Genomic DNA, 6,693 nt, shown 5'->3' on the forward strand with positions numbered 1-6,693 from the left:
CCTCCTCGTTACCTGCGATCCCGTACAATTAGTGGACAAAAGAGCCACGTGAGAGCCGGGGGGTGAAGTTCGTGACCGATCTGATTTCAGCGCCGGACGCTGCGACAGGGAAGCTGGTGGATGCCACCGCGCCCAGCGAGGGTCCCGCGTCCGTCTCGCCCGCCGACGACGCGCCCACGCAGGCCCTGCCGCCCACCGATGGCGAGCAGCCTCTCGCCTGGGCTCCGATCGAACCTGCCCCGAAGAAGAAGCGCCTCGGACTCTGGATCGGCCTCGGCGTCGGCGTCCTCGCTCTCGGAGCCGGCGCGGCGTCCATGATCCTCATCGCCCCCGGCACCACCGTCGCCGGCGTGTCCGTCGGGTGGATGACGCCGGGAGCCGCCGCCGACGCGATCAGCGCCCACGTCGCCGAGACGAAGATCACGCTCACCGGGGCCGGCGACGACGCCGTGCTGACCGGCGCCGACCTCGGGGCGTCGATCGACGCCCGCGAGCTCGCCGACAAGGCCTTCTCGTCGAACCCCATGTGGAACGTCACCGCGTGGGGCGCCGCCCTTCCCGGCACGATCACCCTCGACCAGGCGAAGTCCGAGGCCGCACTGCGCGACGCCGTTCCGTCGAGCTTCGTCGACCCGGTCGATGCGGCCGTCGCCTTCGACCCCGCCACCGGCGCCTATGCGGTCACCCCGGCCGAGGCGGGCACGGCGATCGACGTCGACGACCTCGCCGCCGCGATCTCCGAGACCGTGTCCGATGGCGGCAAGAACCTGGAGTTCTCCGGCGACCCGACGCCCGCAATGGCGGCGGTCACCGACGAAAACGCCACGACGATCGCGACCTCGCTGAACACGCTGCTCGGCACCATCGGCTTCTACGTCGGCGATGAGCGCACCGTTCCCGTCGACGCCGCCACCGCAGCGAGCTGGCTCAAGGTCGTCGACACCGACGGGAAGCTCAGCATCGAGGCCGACCCCGCGCTGATCCAGGCGACCGTCGACACCCTGCCCGGTCTCGTCGACCGGGCGCCGGTGAACGCGGCGAACGTCACCAACTCGGCCGGCAAGGTGCTGCGCGCTGAGACCGCAGGAGTCAACGGACGCACGATCGGCGACACCTCCGACATCGCGTCGGACTTCGCGACTCAGCTCGAGAGCGGCGACGGCATCTACCCGCTCACGGTCACCGAGACGCCGTTCCAGTCCGTGAACCTGGTGCGCACCGCCGACGTGAACCTCAGGACCCAGACGGCGAGCTTCTACGAGAACGGCCAGCTGGTCAACTCCTGGAAGATCTCCTCGGGGGCCGCAGGGCACGAGACGCAGACCGGCAACTTCACGATCCGGGCGCACGTGCGCATCCAGGACATGAAGGGCGCCGACTACATCACCAAGGACGTCCCCTGGGTCACCTACTTCAACGGAGACCAGGCGTTCCACGGCACGTACTGGCACAACAACTTCGGACGGGTCATGAGCCACGGCTGCGTGAACATGCCCATCTCCGCCGCGAAGTGGGTGTACGACTGGGCGCCGGACGGCGTCGAGGTCTCGGTCCACTACTGAGCAGCTGAGAGAGCGCCCGTCGGTTCACCGGCGGGCGCTCTCTCGTATGTGCTCGCGCGACCTGAGGCGACGTCGACCGCTCGGGCACATCGACGGCGACCGACCCCCATGCATCCGAGATTCGGATGATCTGCCGTTTCTCGGAGGTTATCCCCCGGGTCATCCGAAAAACGGCGCTGCGTCCTTTGGGCCCGCATCGACAAAGAAAGGGACCGGATGCTCTCGGCATCCGGTCCCTCTCGTCGTTCAGATCACGCCAGGGCGTCGACGATCCCGTTCAGCGTGGCCGACGGGCGCATGACGGCGGTCACGAGCGCGTCGTCCGGGCGGTAATAGCCGCCGATCTCGACCTTCTGACCCTGCACCGCGTTCAGCTCGGAGACGATCTTCTCCTCGTTCGCGGCGAGGTCCGCAGCGATCGGGGCGAAGGCCGCGGCGAGTTCGGCGTCCTTGGTCTGCGCCGCCAGCTCCTGTGCCCAGTACAGGCCGAGGTAGAAGTGACTGCCGCGGTTGTCGATCGTGCCCAGCGCGCGGCCGGGCGAGCGGTCTTCCTCGAGGAACGTGCCGGTCGCGGCATCCAGCGTCTCCGCGAGCACGCGCGCCTTCTCGTTGCCCGTGCGGTCGGCGAAGTGCTCGAGCGACGCCGCGAGCGCGAAGAACTCGCCGAGCGAGTCCCAGCGCAGGTAGTTCTCCTCGACGAGCTGCTGCACGTGCTTCGGCGCGGAGCCGCCCGCACCGGTCTCGAACAGACCGCCGCCCGCGAGCAGCGGGACGATGGAGAGCATCTTCGCCGACGTGCCGACCTCGAGGATCGGGAACAGGTCGGTGAGGTAGTCGCGCAGCACGTTGCCGGTCACCGAGATGGTGTCGAGGCCGTGACGCATGCGCGCGAGCGTGTAGCGCGTGGCCTCCTCGGGGGCGAGGATCGTGATCGTGAGGCCCTTGGTGTCGAGGGTCGCCAGACCCTGGTGCACCTTGGCGATGATCTGCGCATCGTGCGAGCGGTTGGCGTCGAGCCAGAACACGGCGGGAGCACCCGTGGCGCGGGCACGACCGACGGCGAGCTTCACCCAGTCCATGACGGGGATGTGCTTGGTCTGGGTCGCGCGCCAGATGTCGCCCTTGCCGACCTCGTGCTCGATGAGCACGGTGCCCTCGCTGTCGAGCACCTGCACGGTGCCGGCGGCGGCGATCTCGAAGGTCTTGTCGTGGCTGCCGTACTCCTCGGCCGCCTGCGCCATGAGCCCCACGTTCGGGACGGTGCCGATCGTGGCGGGGTCGAGCGGGCCGTTCGCGATCACGTCGTCGATCACGGCCTGGTAGACCCCGGCGTAGGAGGAGTCGGGGATGACGGCCAGAGTGTCGGCCTCTTCACCGGACTTGCCCCACAGCTTGCCGCCGTTGCGGACGAGCGCGGGCATCGAGGCGTCGACGATCACGTCGCTGGGGACGTGCAGGTTCGTGATGCCCTTGTCGGAGTTCACGTACGACAGACGCGGACCCGCGGCGATGGCCTTGTCGAACGCCGCGGCGATCTCGGCGCCGCCCGTGACGTTCGCGAGCCCGGCGAGGATCGAACCGAGTCCGTCGTTCGCGTTCAGGCCCGCGGCCGCCAGCTGCTCGCCGTACTGGTCGAACACGTCGGCGAAGAACGCCTTCACGACGTGGCCGAAGATGATCGGGTCGCTGACCTTCATCATGGTGGCCTTGAGGTGCACCGAGTACAGCACGTCGTCGGCCTTCGCCGTCTCGAGCGTCACCGCGAGGAAGGCGTCGAGTGCGGATGCCGAGAGGAACGTCGCGTCGATGATCTCGCGCGGTAGGACCTTCAGCCCCTCCTTCAGCACCGTGACGGTGCCGTCAGCGGCCGTGTGGCGGAAGCTGAGCACGTCGTCGTGGGCGGCGACCCAGGAGCGCTCGTTGTGCTTGAAGTCGTCGTGGCCGAGCGTGGCGACGCGGGTCTTCGAGCCCTCGGCGAACGGCTTGTTGCGGTGCGGGTGCTTCTTGGCGTAGTTCTTCACCGCGAGCGGGGCGCGGCGGTCGCTATTGCCCTCGCGCAGCACGGGGTTGACCGCGGAGCCCTTGATGCGGTCGTAGCGGGCGCGCACGTCCTTCTCCTCCAGCGAGCTCGGCTCGTCGGGGAAGTCGGGGATGTCGTAGCCCGCGGCCTGCAGTTCGGCGATGGCGCCCTTGAGCTGCGGGATGGATGCCGAGATGTTCGGCAGCTTGATGATGTTCGCCTCGGGCAGGGTCGCGAGGCCGCCGAGCTCTGCGAGAGCGTCTCCCACCTGCTGCTCGGGAGCGAGCTTCTGGGGGAAGGCGGCGAGGATGCGACCGGAGAGCGAGATGTCACGGGTCTCGACCTCGATTCCCGCCTGGCCGGTGAAGGCCTTGATGATCGGGAGGAGGGAAGCCGTGGCGAGTGCCGGAGCCTCGTCTGTGTGCGTGTAGATGATGGCGTCGTCGGTCACCGGGAGGTTCTCCGTTCACGGGGTGATTTGTCTCGATACCAAGATACCTGAGCGACCCTGCGCCCGCTGTCCGCCGGGTCCGGCATCCATCCGCCGTTGGGAAATGTGTCCCGGCTGCGTGTGCGTGCGCCCGCGAGGGGTTAGCCTGGGATCATGTCCGAACTGCGCATGGTCGAACTCTCCGCCGCGACGATCGTCGCCGTGAACAACCTGTCGCTCAAGCCCGGACAGGAGCAGTTCCTCGCCCCCGTCTCGTACGGGATCGCGGCGACGGTGATGAACCCGCAGACCTCCTGGCAGCGCGTGGTCCTCGACGGCGATACCGTCGTCGGCTTCGTCAGTGCCAACTTCGACCCCGAGGCCCCCGAGGAGCACTTCCGCTCCGTGCTGTGGCGCATCAACGTCGACGCAGAGGGCCAGGGCAAGGGCGTCGGCCGCTTCGCGGTCGAGAAGCTCATCGAAGAGGCACGCGCGCGCGGATTCGACCACGTCAACGTGATCTACGAGGCCGGCGACGGCGGACCCGAGGCGTTCTTCCTTCGCGTCGGCTTCACTCCGGTCGGTGAGACCGCCTACGCCGAGGTCGTCGGCGAGATCCGGATCACCTCCTAGACCGGCGGCGGGGTCTCGAATCCCCTCCCCCATCGAGACTCCGTCGCCCTAGACCGGCGGTGACGCATCGTCCGTGCGTCATCCTGCGCGCGGTGCTCGGACGGCAGGCCGGACCGGCTCAGCGGTCGTCGCGGCGACCGCGCGTCGTCCACGCGGCGATGACGGATGCCGCCGCCCCCGCCGCGCGATCGATCGCATCGGCGGAACGCGCGAGCACGTCCTGCGCTGCGTCCTGCCAGGCCGCGGCGGTCGGCGACTCCCCCGCGAGGACGTGAGCTCTGTGCTCTGCAGCCTCGAAGGCGCGCTCGAGATCAGAGACCGCCTCGCGGTAGGCCGAGAAGTCGGCCGGCGTCGCGCGATGCTCGACCGCACGACGCAGCTCGTTCGCCCGGCCGGCCGCGCGCAGGTAGGCCGCTGTCGACGGCTGCTTGACGTCGGTCATCGCGGGGTAGGTGATCTGCAGGGCGGGGTCGGTCTCGTAGCGCATCCAGCGGGCGACGATCGCGTCGTGCTCCGCGCGCAGGATCTCCAGCGGACGAGGAGCGGAAGCTGCCGGAACCGCCGCCTTCGCAGCGCTGAGCCGCACCCTGCTCGCCTTGGCATCGGCGTGGGCCGCCTTGAGGTCGCGCTCCCGCTCCCGCAGGATCCGCCGAGCGCCCGCGAGCTGGTCGGCGCTCGCGCGCTGGGCGCTCCGCTCGGCGGCGATGCGGGCGTGATCGGCACGAGCGAGCTTCAGAGCCGTCCGTCGATCGGTCACGGTCCGCTGGGCCGTCGTCAGGTCATGACGGGCGGCATCCACGGCGAGGCGGCGTCCGGATCTCCGCGTGCGGCGACGCATCCCGATCGTCCCGACCGCGGCGACGGCTCCCGCGCCGAGGGCTGACGGCGCGATCCACCACCACTCCGCCACGAACAGGAAGGGGTCCATGACTCGATCGTACCCAGCGACTCGCGCGCAGGTCCTGTGCGGCCTCGACGTGCGCCCGGCCCCACCACGATTTTCGGACGGATGCCGGTTTCTCGGCCTATCCCGAGAGAATCATCCTCGAAACGGGCATCCGTCCGAAAACACGGCCGCGCGACCTCTCGTTCACACTTCGGCGCAACGCCGGATCTCTCCACAATCACCCATCGGCGCCCCGCCGCAGCGTCGGACGTCGCCAGAGTGATCCCCATGGATCTGATCACCTGGCTGCGGCAGCGCGATGGCATCGCCCACCGCGCGGACGCCCTGGATGCCGGCTTCACCGTGTCACGCATCCGCGCCGCCATCCGAACGGACGCCGTGCGTCGCATCCGGGCGCGATGGATCGCTCTGCACGATGCCCCGTCCGACCTCGTGCACGCCGCCGAGGCGGGAGGGCAACTCACGTGCGTGTCGCTCGCGCGGCGCCGAGGCTGGTGGGTGCCGCCCGGAGCGGCGGAGCAGGTGCACGTGCACCTTCGTCCGAACGCCGCAACGCCCGGCATCCCGGTCATCGCGCACTGGTCCGCGTCGCTCGGTCCTTCCCGCCCGCGCCGGGTGCTCGCACGCACGGAGGACGCGCTCGCCCATGCTGCCCGGTGCTTCCCGCTCGATCAGGCGGTTGCGATCTGGGAGAGCGCAGCCCGAGTCGAGCGCGTCTCGATCGACTCGCTGCGCCAGGTCCGATGGCGGGATGCCGTGGCTAGGCGCTGCGCCGCCCACCTGCGCCCCGGAACGGACTCCTCGCTCGAGACCATCTTCCACGTGCGCCTCAGCGCCTGGGGCGTGCGGCTGCGCATGCAGGTGCGGCTCGCCGGCCACACCGTCGACTTCGTCATCGGCACACACCTGATCGTGCAGGTCGACGGATGGAGCTTCCACTCCTCTTCGGCCGATCGCACGCGCGACATCGCCCACGACGCCGCACTGCGGATGCGCGGGTACACCGTGCTCCGCTTCTCCTACGAGCAGGTGATCAATCGCTGGTGGGAGGTCGAGGCGCTGATCGCCGAGGCCATCGCGCGCGGGCTCCACCTGGGCCCCTCCTGACGCCTCTCCAGCCCCCGATCGCCTCTCCCCGGAC

5 protein-coding genes are annotated in these 6,693 nt (G+C 69.5%); 3 read left to right on the plus strand and 2 right to left on the minus strand.

All coding sequences use genetic code 11. The annotated features are described in order from the left end of the window. The first annotated feature begins 71 nt into the window (after positions 1-71). Positions 72-1,562 (plus strand): L,D-transpeptidase family protein, encoded by a 1,491-nt coding sequence (locus tag CQ047_RS17105; protein WP_223586901.1) that lies wholly within the window; start codon positions 72-74, stop codon positions 1,560-1,562. Between the two features lie 251 nt (positions 1,563-1,813). On the opposite strand, the gene CQ047_RS17110 is transcribed toward CQ047_RS17105, so the two are convergent. Beyond that, entirely contained in the window at positions 1,814-4,033 is a 2,220-nt protein-coding gene (locus CQ047_RS17110) for an NADP-dependent isocitrate dehydrogenase (RefSeq protein WP_105677134.1), read from the minus strand. A gap of 153 nt (positions 4,034-4,186) precedes the next feature. Here CQ047_RS17110 and CQ047_RS17115 point away from each other — a divergent pair, with 153 nt between their 5' ends. Further along, the gene (locus CQ047_RS17115) at positions 4,187-4,645 is read left to right on the plus strand and encodes a GNAT family N-acetyltransferase (RefSeq protein WP_105677135.1); all 459 of its coding nucleotides are present in this window, start codon (positions 4,187-4,189) and stop codon (positions 4,643-4,645) included. A gap of 118 nt (positions 4,646-4,763) precedes the next feature. Here the strand turns inward: CQ047_RS17115 and CQ047_RS17120 are convergent, their stop codons facing one another. After that, a complete protein-coding gene (locus CQ047_RS17120) occupies positions 4,764-5,573 on the minus strand; it encodes a hypothetical protein (protein ID WP_105677137.1) in 810 nt (269 codons plus the stop codon). 246 nt (positions 5,574-5,819) lie between these two features. Between CQ047_RS17120 and CQ047_RS17125 the strand changes: the two genes are divergently transcribed. Then, positions 5,820-6,659, plus strand: coding sequence for an endonuclease domain-containing protein (locus CQ047_RS17125; protein ID WP_181155991.1), 840 nt, complete (start codon positions 5,820-5,822; stop codon positions 6,657-6,659). Positions 6,660-6,693 lie beyond the last annotated feature (34 nt).

Origin of the sequence: Microbacterium sp. MYb72 (assembly GCF_002979415.1) — a bacterium.
GTDB lineage: Bacteria > Actinomycetota > Actinomycetes > Actinomycetales > Microbacteriaceae > Microbacterium > Microbacterium natoriense.